Genomic DNA, 14,255 nt, shown 5'->3' with positions numbered 1-14,255 from the left:
TTTAATTAATCACTCTGGTAAACTCATTCCACCATCTACCAATATATCCGCACCGGAAATATAGCGTCCAGCTTCGCTACACAAAAGTAACGCCATAGAAGCCAGATCATCCGGTTCTCCAATATATCCTAATGGAATATTCTTTTCTATTTTTGTTTTGAAAACTTCATTCGACAAAACTTCCTCATTACGGACCGTTCCGATCACCCCAGGAGCCAAATTGTTAATCGTTATTCCTTTATTCCCCAATTGCCAAGCAAGATTTTTCACCATATTCAATTGAGCAGCTTTTGAAGCTGCATAAACGATCATTTGCTTACTCGGCCTGTTCTGCTGAACGGAGCCTAACGTAACAATTCTTCCCCAACCTTTCGATTCCATATGAGGCACACAACATTGCATCAACTCCAGCGAAGCTCTTACATTCACATTCATTTGGGTATTAAACTCAGATAAGGTCACATCTTCCCATTTCTTACGAATCTGAATAGAAGCATTCAAAACTAAAATATCAACTTCAATTCCTAATTTTTGCAGCAACAGTTGAAAGTCAGAAGCCAGCGTGTCTGATAATAAATCGTATTCCCATAACCACGCTTTTGTTCCCATCTTCAGCACATCCCGTAAAGTTGCTTCCGCCAATTGGTGATTGCTCCGGTAATTGATCACAACATTCGCTCCATGTTCAGCCAAAGCTAAAGCGATGGAGCGGCCAATTCCTTGGCCAGCTCCTGTAATCAATGCAGTTTTTCCCGTTATATCAAACAAATGCTTCACTCCCATAACGATTCTTATTAAATACCACCTACAATCGGATACCAATTTGGTTTATACGGATCTTGATGAAAACGAGCGTAATAGTCTCCCATCTTCTCGTAATACCGCTCATATTTTTCCATCTTTTCTTCGTCTAAAGCAACTCCTAAACCCGGTCCTTCCGGTACTTTTATAGCCCCATTGACATATTGCAGTTTTCCACCCTGAATAATATCATCTTCCAAATAATGATAATGGGCATCTCCCGGCATAGTCATTTGAGGGATGGTAGATGCTGTATGTAACATAGCCGCCAATTCAATACCGAATTCTGCTCCGGAATGCATAGCTACCCCTAAATTAAACGTACGACAAACCGCAGTCAAATCTTTTACCCCCCGCGGGCCTTCCCAATAATGTAAATCCGTCAATATAATATCTATTGATTTCATATGGATAGAAGGGCCCAAATCATCAAATTTATTCGGATACATATTAGTTGCCAAAGGAATACGAACCTGTTCCCGGACAGCCTTCATACCTTCTATGCCCCAAGAGGGATCTTCAAAATATTGTAGTTCCAACTCTTCCATCCTATGACCAGCTTTTATGGCTGTCGCAACACTCCATACTCCATTAGGATCAATCCGTAAACCGAAATCATCTCCTAACTTCTGCCGGCATAATTGCAACACTTTCACTTCTTCCATCGGATCCATAACACCAGCTTTCAGTTTCATTGCTGTAACACCCAGTTCATTGTTCAACTGTACGCAATAATCAGCCATATCCTCCGCACAGGTATCATGCCCACCACCCGGACGATCATAACGCCAAAACAAATAAGCGATCATCGGAATTGAATCACGCAATTTACCACCAAGAAGCTGGTGCATCGGAACATTAAACGCTTTCCCCATAATGTCCAAACAGGCTATCTCTATTGCACCATACAAACGGGAATTGGAGATATAATAAATACTTCTCAGAACTTTCATCTTGATAGCCTCCAGGTCCATCGGGTTCATTCCGATAATGCGCGGTTTCAACTTAAGCAAAGCCGCTCTTGAATCTCCGCCACCAACTTCACCCAATCCTACAATTCCTTCATCCGTAATAAGTTCCAAGATTGTTCTCAATAAATAACCCGGATGTACTCCCGTGTTATGCCGTAACATACAATTCATAGGAATTGCAACACAACGGACTTTCATGTCTACGATCTTCATTTCTTTATACTTATTTTAAGTGATACTCTATAACTTGTTCCTTTCCAAACTTATCTGTATAAGTAATATGATACTTACCTTTAAACCCTCGAAATTCCACATTCCCGTTTTTACTGGCTTTTACGGTCATATTAGTTTTCCATTCATGATTGATCAAATTATCAAGTGCATAAAATGATTGTTTGGGATCCATGTTTCTGGTGAACAATCCAGAAACAGATGGTTCTCCCGGTGCACCACAATCATCTACCACATTCCACCATGTGATTCCCATCATATTTTTAACACTGAACCACAGGCGATACAGGTTTTGTGCGATAATAGCCTGTATTTTTTGTCCTCGGTCATCATTGCCTGGAGATGTTATCGTGATTTCACTTAAATGAATCGGTAATCCTGTTTCCGAAATTCGGTTCATGATAGTCCAAATCTGATTCGGAGTCTGGATTTCTTTACCAGCAGCAATATCCAAACATTGTTGCGGTTTGAACAAATGCATTTGAGAACCAGCAACATTTATCTTCGCCCCTCTTTTCATCAAATCTTTTACTTGCTCCGGATACTCCGGACCAGTCCAATAATCATTGATATTCAAAAGGACATTATTCGAAAACACCTGATTGGCTGTTTTGAAAGCTTCAAATGTATAATCTCCCGGCATTATCCCATAATTACTTTTACAGAGCCCGGAACCCGGAACCATTGCTCCTTTGGCAAAATCTTGTGCACTCTCATTGACAACATCCCAACTACTGACACGGTCCCCATAATATTTAGCGATCTCTACAATTCGTTTTTCAAACAATTCCTTTAACTTTTTCGTCAAATTAGGAAATTTCGTTTCTAATTGAGCAACAGTCATATTTTTGTACTTATCTGTGTATTTTTCGCCATCCAAATAATTATCGAGATTGCCATATTCTACAATCAGTTTATCCATTTCCTTTTTCTCCTCAAGCGTCATCATCTGGTCTATAATCCAGTTAGGATTATGCCATTTACGGTTTCCCCAGATCAACGGATGACCATGCACAGGAACCCCCTTACTGAGACAGAAATCTATAATCTGATCGGGAGAAGGACGACGCCAGTGCGGTTGATGCTTCGGGTCTGTCTGGCGATTCCAATATTCTTCCGTATCCCAGTATTCTTCACGAAAACGAGGGCGATTCGGTTGCATTTCCAGGGTTTTCCAATAAAATGCGACAGTCGCACGATTAAATAATGTCCCAAACACATCTTTATATTTCTGATTACACGCAGGAGTTCCTAATTGATTATAGTTAAAGATATGGGCACCGAATACAAAATCATGCGAAACCTGCTCAATCTTCACTTCTGATCCAGCCGCAACATTCTGTAAACCAACAATAGCATTTGCTTTTCTATTCTGTTCAATGTCCTTATCGATCTTAGCCTGTACCTTTGGATTCCAAATATTCCAATAAGCTTCACTCATAATTTTTTCTTTGTCCTCTTTTGCACTTTTTGGAAAACCTCTCTGCGCAAACAAGTTAAAACAACAAAAGACTAAACAGATTATTAACGTTATCCTTTTCATATCTAATTATAATTTTAATTATTTAATTTCAAATTCCTGAATTTCTATCTTACCATTTTTATTTATCCAAGTAGCACGGTAATGCCCTTTAAAACCTCTGAAACGAACCACGCCCTGTGCATTCGATGTTGTGGTCAGTGAAGTTTTCCATTCTCGGTTTATCAACCTATCTAATGTCTCATAGACAGGCTTCTTTCTCATTCTCTTGTCATAAAGTCCTGAATAAGAAGGCTCGCCTGGAGCTCCACCTCCATCCACGACATTCCACCAAGTAATACCCGTAATATTGGGACAACTGAACCAAAAACGATATAAATTTTCAGCTATGACAGCCTGGATCGCACTTCCTATACTCGTTGAATCAGGAGCACAAACCGTTACTTCGCTCACATGTACAGGACGTCCTACTTCATTTAGGCAATCTACCACATCTGTGAGCTTAGCCGGTGTCAGGATATTATCCCCCTCAGCTATTTTCTGAGCCTCGACCGGATTAAAAATATGCATCTGAGCTCCAACATTGTCTATACGAATTCCTCTATCGATCATATTCCGGGCAATTTCTACATACCGTCTTGTATAAGGAATACCACTTTTAAAATCAATATCATTAATATTAAAAATGACAGACTCCGGAAAATACTTCATGGCCCACTTATACGATTTATAAGTATAATCATCCGGCATTATTCCGCGATTTGCCTGATCAACAGGTTCATTGACTACGTCCCATATCTGAATTCTATCCTTATAGCGCAACGCTAATTCCTGAATATGCTTCTCAAAATAAAATTCCATCTCTTTACGGTCTGACGGCATCCAATCCGGATGTCCCCAACGACGCATACCATAAATAATAGCGTGACCTTTTGTCATTATCTTATTCGATTCGCAAAACTCAAGAATAGGATCGACAGGAGGACGACGGAAAATATAAGAAGATCCCGCCGTATAACGTGGCTTTCCTTGCTCGGGTTCCAGCGTTTTCCAATAAAAAGGCAAAGTAGCAGAATTAAACAAAGCTCCAAAAGTATTTTCATACTGTCTATTTTGTTGCGTAGTCTCAAGCTGACCAAACAAAAAGATATTGCCTCCAAAAATAAACGAATGGCTCAACTGCTCAATTTTCACAGTGACTCCAGATGGAATATTTAATTCGGCATCACCTTTCCGATATTGCTCTATATTCTTATTTATGCTAGCCTGGACATCCGAATTCCATATTTTCCAATAAGCCTCGCTCATGACATCCTCATAATCTTGCGCTTGTAAAGAAAAAGTAGAAAAAAGCAATCCTATCAATAATATTACTGTTTTCATATTTTATAATTTTATAGACACTTTACTAACTATCTGCCTTCATAAAACTCTTTCAAGAAAAAGAATTTGATCGCCACAAAAACGGCTAAGGCACCTAACAAATAGAATATTGCCAAAAATGATATGCCAAAAGACAAACCATAATCAGTCTTCAGATATCCTAATAGTAAGGGAGCTAGAGCCCCAACAATAAAAGCAAAAGCAGTCATAACCCCTACCGAAGATGCTCTTAAATCCGGCGCTATCACATCAAACAAAGCAGCATACAAGTTTGAATCGTAAATTCCCCTGAAAAAGCCGAACAAAGCCAACATAGCATAACTTACATATAAATTCGAGGTATATCCCATGAAAAATATAAACGGAGCACCGAACAACAATCCGACCAGTTCCGTTTCCAGACGGACTGTTTTACGCTTTTGTGCATATTTATCTGATAATTTTCCACCTATTAAAACCCCCAACAATGCGGCTGCAAAATGAAAAAACATAGAGGTAAACCCAGCTGTCGAAAGAGATAAATGATACTTTTCATGATAGAACGTAGACATCCAAGTCACATAGCCAATATTCACAAAACACATTCCTCCAAAAGCCAGACAAAGCATCCAGACCGTCTTCTTTTTAAATATCTCTTTAATGACATACCAGATTGAATACCTTCCTTCTTCTTTCACTTCCTGCGGAGTATCTTCCATTCTGAAAAATAAATAAATACACAGCAACAAACCTCCTAATCCAAAAGTAAAAAAAGACATTCGCCAACCAAAATGTTCACCAATATAGGCCGCAATAAACCCACTGGCCACAATACCCACATACAAAGATGTCTGATGTATGGACATGGCCATAGCTCGCGTCTTATGATGATACTGACTGATCAAAGAGGTAGCTGCCGGATAATAGAAAGCTTCTCCCCCGCCAGTCGTAATACCACGTAAAATGATCAAAGAGACCAAACCTCCACTAAATCCAGTACATAACGTTCCGATGCTGAAAATCAAGATACTAATAAGAATAATCCATTTTCTCTTCAGAAAATCACCCATATATCCACCGAAGGGAACCAAACAACCATATACAATCGTAAATACAGAGGCAACGAACCCCAATTGTACATCCGTCAAATGCAAGTCTTCCTTTATCAAAGGAATCACCACATTAAAAATCTGCCGATCACCCTGGTTTAGAAAATAGGCAACCCATAACATGATAATTAACTCCCACTTATAGGTGATACGTAGTCGTTTCATTTTACGAATAGTTTATCGAAGGTGTGGCTTAAACCACACCTTCATATTTTTAATTTAATACCCTGGATTTTGATCTTTTGACGGATCAAGAGCCTCATTATAATTAAACTCTGTTTGCGGAATCGGGAATAACATATGTTTCTCTTGTATATCAAGACCTTTAATCCTCTTAATCTGCTCTTTTACAATACCTAGACGAATCAGATCAAACCAACGTTTCCCTTCATTAAATTGTTCATACATCCGTTCTTTCAATATTAATTCCAAAAACTTTTCTGAAGTAGAGTAATCTTTTAATTTAAAATCAACTTCAGATGAAGTCATAGGGTCATAACCATAAGCACGACGATGAACCATATTTATCTTTTCCATTGCATCTTCCGTAGGAGAACCGGTTACTCTCATTGCCATTTCCGCATACAATAGTAAAACATCCGGATAACGAATTAATGGATAATCACATGCAGCTCCAGAAGCCCCGGGAGCATTTGTATCATGATATTTTGTTAATAAATAAGTATTATCTCCCATACCGAAATCAAACAACAACAAATTATAATCCTTCCGAAAATCTTTCACATCCCAATCTGTTATCAATTGATTTTCCGTAGTAGTATAAACACCATACCATCCTCCAGAACCATGCATCGCATCCCCATCAATCATTGCTCCCGGATGGGAACAAAACATCGCATATTCATTACCTTGACCATTTTCTCGATACTCCTTTATATAAAATATCTCTTCCGTAGATGAAACTATTTCTGGTCCAAATACATTATTAAAATCCGCAGCAGAAGACACCGTGACCAATGAATATTGTCCACTATTAATAACTTCTTCCAAAAGTTGTTTCGATTCTTCATATCTACCTAATGTTGCATATACTTCTCCTAAAAGGCTCTTTGCACTATTCACTGAAGGCGTTCCTGCCAAACGAGGTGTCTGAGGCGCATTATTTACAGCAAAGCGGAGATCCGATTCTATAAGTTCGTATATTACATCTTTAGAACTCTTTCCTATATTATATTCACTCATATTTTCTTCTACATGAAGAGGGACATCTCCAAAATATCGCACTAAATAAAAATAAGTAAGCCCTCTGATAAACCGCAATTCCCCTATGTAGCTATTTATTTTATCCTCTGACATTTGACTTGCTTGCGGTAAACGATCCAAAGCCACATTACAATTTCTGATAGCAGTATATAATTTCGTCCATATATTTGCAGTACGAGTTTGATTAGTATTATCTAATCCTATATAATCGCTATTAGAAGCCCAACTACCTCGACCATAGGCATAATCTGCAAAACATTCACACAAAGCAGTTCCAAAATAGTCTAAACCACCATAACCTTTTAAATTAGCAAGCGGCGCAGCAACCGCAGCTGCAGCTTCACTTTCTGTATTATAAAACGTTTCTGCAGCAACAGACTTTGGTTCTTCTTCCAACCAATCAGAGCAAGAAACAACCGATAATAATATCATGAATAAATAAATGTACTTTTTCATATTTTCTCTTCTTTATTAGATACTCTAAAATTGAACTTTAACACCAAATGTAATAGTCTTCACATTTGGATAAGTCAGATAATCAAGTCCGGCATTTGTATCTCCACCCCAAGAGTTCACCTCAGGATCCATACCTGAATAACCTGTAATAGTAAATAGGTTCTGAGCACTCACATATACTTTTATCGCACTTAACCAGTTTTTCACATTCCACTTTTTCACAGGTAAATTATAACCTAACATAATATTTTTCAAACGGAGATAAGACCCATCTTCTACAAAGCGATCTGAATGCTTAATATTATGATTTGCTGCTGGTCGCGGATACTTTGCCATTAAGTTTTGTTCTGCAGTATTTGTCGAACTCCAATGGCTGTTAAAAACCTCACGCCTTAAATTAAGTCCCATGCCCATATCATAATTTGCAGTTTCTGTTACATTATAAACATCGTTGCCTTGGCTACCATACAAAAAGAAAGAAAACTCAAAATCTTTAAATGTCAAACTGGAATTGATTCCATATGTAAAATCAGGATGCGGACTACCTGCGATATATTTATCATTATTATCATATACACCATTCCCATCTTTATCTTCATAAGTCATGTTTCCATTTTCATCAAAACCTGTATCATGGTATACATAATACACTCCTAAAGGTTCTCCCTCACGTAATAAAGTCACAAAATCTTCAACATAAGACAAACCTACAGTTGAACCATAAATATCCTGTCCTCCATACAACTCTTTAATCTTATTTTTATTCAATCCTAAATTCGCAGATAAAGTCCATGAGAATTCTTTTTGTTGAAAAACATCTCCTTCTACTAATAATTCAAAACCACGATTACCCATCTTTCCCACATTCTTTACAGTTGTCGTATAACCTGAAGAAGTTGGCAAAGAAACATTATTCAACAAATCACGTGTTGTTTTATCATAATAGTCAGCAGTGATTCTCAAACGAGATTTAAATAATGACAGATCAAGACCTATATTCCATTGAGATGTAGTTTCCCATTTCAATTCTGACGGCAAAGTTGAACTCGGTGCATATGATGTAACAAGCCCACTCCCCAATGCCGCTTTACCTTGTGACAACATATTTAACGTTGAATAAGGATTAATTGCAGTTGACCCGGTTTCTCCGTATCCTAAACGTAATTTCAAATCAGACAACCAAGAAATATCCTTTAAAAAAGCCTCATCAGATATCCTCCACGCTAATGCAGCTGCAGGGAAATATCCCCATTTATTTCCTTCACTATAGCGAGATGAGCCATCAGCTCTGAAGCTAACCGTAGCCATATAACGACCTTTATATGAATAATTAGCTCTAGCCAAATATGACATTAATACCCATTTGGTATAGCCAGAAGATGGCGTTCCAAAATTAGCAGCAGCTCCAAGGCCCCATGCTTCTGGCGCATCACTTATAAAATCAGTTCCACTTGCACCAAAAGATGTACCTAAATATTGTTGATAAGTAAAACCTCCCATAAAATTCAAATTATGATCATCATGGACCGTCAAATCATAATTCATGATATTTTCGTTCACAATTGTTGTTTGCTGATTAGAAGACAAAGAAGCACTTGAAGCTCCATACAAATAGCGAGAACTATTATAGTTATTAGAAGTATAATTCAACGTTTCAACCCCAATTGTAGCTTTCAAAGACAGCCCTCTTATCGGTTTATATTCCAAAAAACCATTCACATTCACTAAGTCAGCCTTAGTTTTAGAGGATGTTTCATTAATAAGATTTAATGGATTAAATAGAGCATTAGACATAAATGGGTAAGCCAATTGTAAATTGTTATAAGAGCCATCTTCATTATAAGGGAATAAAGTTGGAGGAGCAGAAATTGATGCTCCAATTAAAGACCCTCCTCGATTTCCACCACCACTACTTTTCATGCTTTTATTTGTCCTTGTATACGACAAATTAGCTCCAGCATTAAATTTATCGTTAATTTTATGATCTATATTACTTCTCACATTATACTTATCATAGCTGCTATTTTTGATAATACCATCACGCAAAAACAAAGAGCCACTCACATAGAATTTGGTTTTGTCATTACCTCCTGCAATAGACAAACTATGAGTTTGTAAAGGTGCATCTTTATAAACCAACTCTTGCCAATCCGTACCTTTTCCAGCAAAAGCAATCTCATCAGCCGTAAAAAATTCTTTTCCAGCATTATTCAACTGTTGTTCATTATAAAACATCATATATTCCGTTGCATCCATCATCTCAAGTTTTTTGATTTGAGATTGAATACCATAGCTGCCATCATAGGTTACGGTCGTTTTTCCTTTTCTTCCTGATTTTGTCGTAATCAAAACAACTCCATTAGAGCCCCTAGATCCATAAATAGCAGTAGCAGAAGCATCTTTTAATACTTCCAAAGACTCTATATCATCAGGATTAACACTGGACATATTCGCTGGGAACCCATCAATAATGTAGAGAGGATCATTACTTCCTTTAATCGAATTTGCACCACGGATACGAATCGTAAAATTTCCTTCTGGAGAGCCAGTATTCGATGTAACTTGAACTCCCGGAGCTCTACCTTGTAATGCTTGAACCGGATTAGGGACAGCATAAGCCGTTAAATCTTCGCTCTTTACAGAGCTTAGAGAACCTGTTAAATCACTCTTTTTCATCGTTCCATATCCAATTACCACAACTTCTTCCAAAGCTTCCATATCTTCCGACAGAGAAACATCAAGAACCGACTTACCTTCTACTGATACTTCTTGGGTAACATAACCGATATAAGAAAAAATCAACGAAGAAGATTCAGGAACAGACAAAGAATAATTTCCATTCAAATCCGAAATAGTACCAGATTCAGATGAACCTCTCAAAACAACATTCACACCAATTAAAGGTTCCCCTGTTTTAGCATCTGTAATTCTCCCTTTTACAGCATGCTGAGCAAAAACCGAGACACTGCCCCAAAAAAGCAACATCCACAATAACAAACTCTGCCGATTTTTCATAAGACATGAATTAAGTTTAACTTGATATTTACTATTGTAAAACTAAATTTTACAATGCAATATTAACTACTACCATATAAACCACAAAATATTTTTATAAAAAAATCAGCATTTATGCTCTTAAACATACAAATAAACTGCTATTTAAAATAAAAAGTCAAATATATTCGCGGTATCACAATTCAATTATACAAAATTGAAATTTTACAATATAAATAAAAATAGAAATAATAAAAAAAGAAGCACATAGCAGGAAAGGCTACTTTTCATCCTTAAATTCAGACACAAAAAAACGTGGGACTACAGCCTATTTGCCATCGAGGTATCGCCAAACACCATGCCACAAATAAACTATAGCCCACGCCTATAAGGGCGCAGGCGTTCTATAGTTACACCTTGTGGCATTATTGAAATTGGCGATTTCGATGACAAGGATTCACTAAACGCTTCTACGTTATTTTCTCAATACAATACAAATATACTAAATTATAGCAATTCATTACAAACAAAGGATTAATAAAAGTCAATAGATCACAGCCTATTTTTCATCATGAGAACAGATAGAATAAAAAGTTACCCAGAATAAAAAATAAGGGAACAAACAAATAAACAAAACAGATATTTGATTCATCCTAAATTAAAATATAGAGAGAATCACAAATGCTCACAATAAAGACTTTCATAAAATCTATTTTAATACTATATTTTTTGTAGTTTTGCAAATAAGCTTATTAATTGCCAGTTATATAATCAGGTTACACGAAACAAAAACGAGGAAGTATGATACAAGTTATAAACAGAGCCTTGAATATTCTCGAGATATTAGCACAAGAACCAGACAAAGAATTCGGATTATCCGAAATTGCTACTGCTGTAGAATTAAACGCGGGAACTTGCGCCAATATCCTAAAAACGCTTGTATATCGCAACTATGTAGAACAATCCGGCACAAAAAAAGGATACAAGTTAGGATACATGATTTATCAACTCACACGTGATAATTCTTACAATACAGAACTCGTCAATGCAGCAAAAGTCGCAATGGATAATCTACGTGACAACATCAATGAAACTGTCATATTATCTGTAATAAAAGGGGACAAAAGAATTTTACTGAACGAATCACAATGTACGCATGAAATCCAGGTTCGTACAACAAATGAGTCTTCCGTATACAGAGCCACAACAGGCAGAATGATTCTGGCTCATTATTCACCTAAGGAATTAAATGATTTTATCGACAAGATCGGATTGCCTACAGAAGAAGAATGGCCGGAAGTCAAAACAAAATCCGAACTAATCCAATTACTAAACGACATACGAACCAATAACATCGAACTTTCATGGAATAAAAATCATGTAGTAGGCTTAGCCACCCCTATCTTGAAAAAAGGGAAGGTCATTGCGAGTCTCGGAATCTATCTACCAGATATACGTTTCGGCAAATCAGAAAAAAATAATATCATAAAGCAACTAAAAAAAGCGACAGATATTATCAACGAAAAGATCAATGCTGCAAGCAAATAGTACGATTTGAAGACTTATATCTTAACCGATTCTCCATATATATATTATTTTAATTCGTATCTTTGTCATTGAATGATTAATGTTCGGAATTATGATTAAGAAGAATATACTCGGTTTATTATTTCTGCTGTCCGCACTCTGTCTGTTCAACAGTTGTGAGGATGATCCGTATTATGATGATTACGGCTGGGCGACCGATGCATTATGCAATAATACCTGGGTTGATTTTTATACCAATAACAAAGGGTACGAATGCGAACAACGGCTCGACTTCTATAACGATCATACGGGAGAAGATTTTACAATTATCTATTATCCTAACGGTATGACTGACGAATTGAAAACAAGTTTTTATTGGGACTGGAAAGACGAATATTTCGATTCTTTCTATGTCGAATATGCAAACGGGACTGATTATTACGAGGATGTTCGAATAGGTAACGAATATTTAAAGTGTTTCCTAAACGGAGACCGGGTGACCTTCGAGGCATTCCACTGGTAATAAAAAAGGCAATCGTAACGATTGCCTTTTTTATTGTAGCTCCGCCGAGAATCGAACTCGGATCTAAAGTTTAGGAAACTTCTATTCTATCCGTTGAACTACAGAGCCATTTTTATAATAAGTGCGGCAAAAGTATAACCTTTTCCGCAAACTGGCAAGTATTTAAAGGAGCAATATGCTAATCGAACAGACTTTGCATGACGGATAAGGACTTTATTTCGGGAAAATCCGGCAAATGCAGGCGATAATATTCAAGAATACGGTTTATGACACTCACACGATCCTGCCGGGAAAAAGAATACAACGACATATTCTCGAAGCTGATCTTCAGCAACCGGACCAAAACCACACTCTCCTGCCGGTTCAGATAATGGCGATGCATCGGTATACGATCGACAAACACGCCATTCAACATATCGAAGCAAGAACCTGCCACATATGATTCGACGTTCGGATATATCCCCAGATAATGCAAGAGTCGCAGTAAAAAGACCAGATGAAAATTCGCCACCCCCTTATCCGAAAGCTCTAACAATTGTATCGACTCGAACAAATACTCGAAAAGGCGCGAATCCGGCTCCGTCTCCTTCACCACGCGGAAAAGGATCTCGGAAAGGAAAAGCGCAAGTATATTTTTCACCGGATTACAAAACACTTCCGTCAACGGATAGCAGAGTTTCGTTTCACGGATACGATGCAAATCCCGCTTATTCAGATGCTCAACCTCCATCTCCACTACCGAAAGAGGCATGAACAACGCTTTCGAGACAGAAGATTTCTTTCCACGGGAACGGGCAACCAGATAAGAAGCACGTCCAAAAGCCTCCGTGTACATATATATAATGGAGTACTTATCATTATATGGAATGGAATGCAGGACAATCCCACGCGTTTTACACAACATATCACTGAAATTTGGAAAACAAAGTTACAACATTTTCCTTCTCAGCCTTGTTTTATTGAATAACAAACTACTAAATTATAAAGAACATATAAACATGCAAGAACTCACGCTCACAACCCCATCACTGCTATTTTCAGCAGTTTCACTTATCCTATTGGCCTATACAAACCGTTTTATTTCGTATGCGAGCCTCGTACGCACATTGAAAGAAAAGCATCAACAGACACACGACCCGAAAGACATCGCCCAGATAGCCAATCTTAGGAAACGGTTATACCTGACACGCTCCATGCAGATATTAGGTCTGCTAAGCCTACTCTTTTGCGTGGTCTCGATGTTCTTCATCTATATCTCATGGCAAATCATAGCCGCCTGGATATTTGGAATAGGATTGCTTCTATTGGCAGCTTCGCTATGCGTATGTATCTGGGAAATAAATATTTCCGTCAATGCTTTAGAGATACACCTACAGGATATGAGTTCCAAATAGATGTTAAATACGACTAACCCAAAACTTTTTTCTTTCAAATATTTTGTCAGTTTAAAGAGAACATCTATCTTTGCACTCGCAATCGGGAAATCAACAATTCCAGAGAGCTAAAAGCAAAAACTTTGACATGATGGCCCGTTCGTCTATCGGTTAGGACGCAAGATTTTCATTCTTGAAAGGGGG

Annotated in this window: 11 protein-coding genes and 1 tRNA gene; 3 read left to right on the top strand and 9 right to left on the bottom strand. The window is 37.6% G+C overall.

Annotation, left to right across the window (positions count from 1 at the left end; translation table 11 throughout):
- Window positions 1-9 precede the first annotated feature (9 nt).
- From KTG12_RS12245 to KTG12_RS12215, 7 genes are read right to left on the bottom strand one after another with little or no spacing between them, the layout of a single operon-like run.
- Complete coding sequence (locus tag KTG12_RS12245; protein ID WP_138272817.1) at window positions 10-783, bottom strand: SDR family NAD(P)-dependent oxidoreductase; 774 nt, start codon at window positions 781-783, stop codon at window positions 10-12.
- An 11-nt stretch (window positions 784-794) separates the two neighbouring features.
- On the bottom strand, window positions 795-1,985 hold the full coding sequence (locus tag KTG12_RS12240; RefSeq protein ID WP_138272816.1) for an enolase C-terminal domain-like protein: 1,191 nt from the start codon (window positions 1,983-1,985) through the stop codon (window positions 795-797).
- A gap of 10 nt (window positions 1,986-1,995) precedes the next feature.
- A complete protein-coding gene (locus KTG12_RS12235) occupies window positions 1,996-3,546 on the bottom strand; it encodes an endo-1,4-beta-xylanase (protein WP_138272815.1) in 1,551 nt (516 codons plus the stop codon).
- Window positions 3,547-3,564: 18 nt separating this feature from the next.
- Window positions 3,565-4,866, bottom strand: coding sequence for an endo-1,4-beta-xylanase (locus KTG12_RS12230; RefSeq protein ID WP_138272814.1), 1,302 nt, complete (start codon window positions 4,864-4,866; stop codon window positions 3,565-3,567).
- A 29-nt stretch (window positions 4,867-4,895) separates the two neighbouring features.
- A complete protein-coding gene (locus KTG12_RS12225; RefSeq protein ID WP_138272813.1) occupies window positions 4,896-6,119 on the bottom strand; it encodes an MFS transporter in 1,224 nt (407 codons plus the stop codon).
- 54 nt (window positions 6,120-6,173) lie between these two features.
- Window positions 6,174-7,634 carry a RagB/SusD family nutrient uptake outer membrane protein gene (locus KTG12_RS12220; RefSeq protein ID WP_138272812.1) on the bottom strand — a complete coding sequence of 487 codons (1,461 nt, stop codon included), beginning with the start codon at window positions 7,632-7,634 and terminating at the stop codon, window positions 6,174-6,176.
- A gap of 24 nt (window positions 7,635-7,658) precedes the next feature.
- On the bottom strand, window positions 7,659-10,649 hold the full coding sequence (locus KTG12_RS12215; protein WP_138272811.1) for a TonB-dependent receptor: 2,991 nt from the start codon (window positions 10,647-10,649) through the stop codon (window positions 7,659-7,661).
- Window positions 10,650-11,429: 780 nt separating this feature from the next.
- Here KTG12_RS12215 and KTG12_RS12210 point away from each other — a divergent pair.
- Both KTG12_RS12210 and KTG12_RS12205 read left to right on the top strand, forming a co-directional pair.
- The gene (locus KTG12_RS12210; RefSeq protein WP_138272810.1) at window positions 11,430-12,176 is read left to right on the top strand and encodes an IclR family transcriptional regulator; all 747 of its coding nucleotides are present in this window, start codon (window positions 11,430-11,432) and stop codon (window positions 12,174-12,176) included.
- Between the two features lie 91 nt (window positions 12,177-12,267).
- Entirely contained in the window at window positions 12,268-12,678 is a 411-nt protein-coding gene (locus KTG12_RS12205) for a hypothetical protein (protein WP_005637519.1), read from the top strand.
- 36 nt (window positions 12,679-12,714) lie between these two features.
- Here KTG12_RS12205 and KTG12_RS12200 read toward each other — a convergent pair.
- Together KTG12_RS12200 and recO are read right to left on the bottom strand one after the other, a co-directional pair.
- Window positions 12,715-12,786, bottom strand: a tRNA-Arg gene (locus KTG12_RS12200).
- 70 nt (window positions 12,787-12,856) lie between these two features.
- Entirely contained in the window at window positions 12,857-13,582 is a 726-nt protein-coding gene (gene recO, locus KTG12_RS12195) for a DNA repair protein RecO (RefSeq protein ID WP_138272809.1), read from the bottom strand.
- A gap of 94 nt (window positions 13,583-13,676) precedes the next feature.
- On the opposite strand from recO, the gene KTG12_RS12190 reads away from it, so the two are divergent.
- Window positions 13,677-14,072, top strand: a complete 396-nt coding sequence (locus KTG12_RS12190) for a DUF2721 domain-containing protein (RefSeq protein ID WP_005646993.1) — start codon at window positions 13,677-13,679, stop codon at window positions 14,070-14,072.
- Window positions 14,073-14,255: the final 183 nt, after the last annotated feature.

The organism is Parabacteroides sp. MSK.9.14 (assembly GCF_019041495.1).
Taxonomy (GTDB): Bacteria; Bacteroidota; Bacteroidia; order Bacteroidales; family Tannerellaceae; genus Parabacteroides; species Parabacteroides merdae.
The sequence above is the reverse complement of the archived record's forward strand: the minus strand, read 5'-3'. Positions and strand labels throughout refer to the sequence as shown.

Bases quoted from the DNA above. Each gene is read 5' to 3' on its own strand.
- KTG12_RS12220 (WP_138272812.1), bottom strand. From the start codon at position 7,634: ATGAAAAAGTACATTTATTTATTCATGATATTATTATCGGTTGTTTCT.
- recO (WP_138272809.1), bottom strand. From the start codon at position 13,582: ATGTTGTGTAAAACGCGTGGGATTGTCCTGCATTCCATTCCATATAAT.
- KTG12_RS12190 (WP_005646993.1), top strand. From the start codon at position 13,677: ATGCAAGAACTCACGCTCACAACCCCATCACTGCTATTTTCAGCAGTT.
- KTG12_RS12210 (WP_138272810.1), top strand. From the start codon at position 11,430: ATGATACAAGTTATAAACAGAGCCTTGAATATTCTCGAGATATTAGCA.
- KTG12_RS12240 (WP_138272816.1), bottom strand. From the start codon at position 1,985: ATGAAGATCGTAGACATGAAAGTCCGTTGTGTTGCAATTCCTATGAAT.
- KTG12_RS12235 (WP_138272815.1), bottom strand. From the start codon at position 3,546: ATGAAAAGGATAACGTTAATAATCTGTTTAGTCTTTTGTTGTTTTAAC.
- KTG12_RS12215 (WP_138272811.1), bottom strand. From the start codon at position 10,649: ATGAAAAATCGGCAGAGTTTGTTATTGTGGATGTTGCTTTTTTGGGGC.
- KTG12_RS12225 (WP_138272813.1), bottom strand. From the start codon at position 6,119: ATGAAACGACTACGTATCACCTATAAGTGGGAGTTAATTATCATGTTA.
- KTG12_RS12230 (WP_138272814.1), bottom strand. From the start codon at position 4,866: ATGAAAACAGTAATATTATTGATAGGATTGCTTTTTTCTACTTTTTCT.
- KTG12_RS12205 (WP_005637519.1), top strand. From the start codon at position 12,268: ATGATTAAGAAGAATATACTCGGTTTATTATTTCTGCTGTCCGCACTC.
- KTG12_RS12245 (WP_138272817.1), bottom strand. From the start codon at position 783: ATGGGAGTGAAGCATTTGTTTGATATAACGGGAAAAACTGCATTGATT.